The organism is Gilvimarinus sp. 1_MG-2023, from assembly GCF_030548285.1.
On record NZ_JAUOSC010001437.1, the window covers coordinates 1 to 249 of the forward strand.

Below are 249 nucleotides of genomic sequence, written 5' to 3' on the forward strand. Positions count from 1 at the left end.
TGCTGGTACAAGATGAAGATCCCAAGAGAGAACAAGGCCTGGCCCGTCGTCTGTATGCAGAAGCAACAGATCTGACCTGTGTCTGGAGCGATACTCCTCTCAATATGAGTCGTATGGATGTGGACCATGTGCTGCCCTTCTCACTCTGGCACAACAACGATTTATGGAACCTGCTGCCGTCTGACGAAAAGGTCAACAATGCCAAGAGAGACAAGATTCCTGCGCCGGAATTTTTACGCCGCCGTCACG

General features: G+C 51.4%; 1 protein-coding gene. It reads left to right on the plus strand.

Annotated elements, in window-relative coordinates:
- Positions 1-249: HNH endonuclease signature motif containing protein (locus tag Q4563_RS21575; RefSeq protein WP_303605983.1), on the plus strand; the 249-nt coding region annotated here is incomplete at both ends.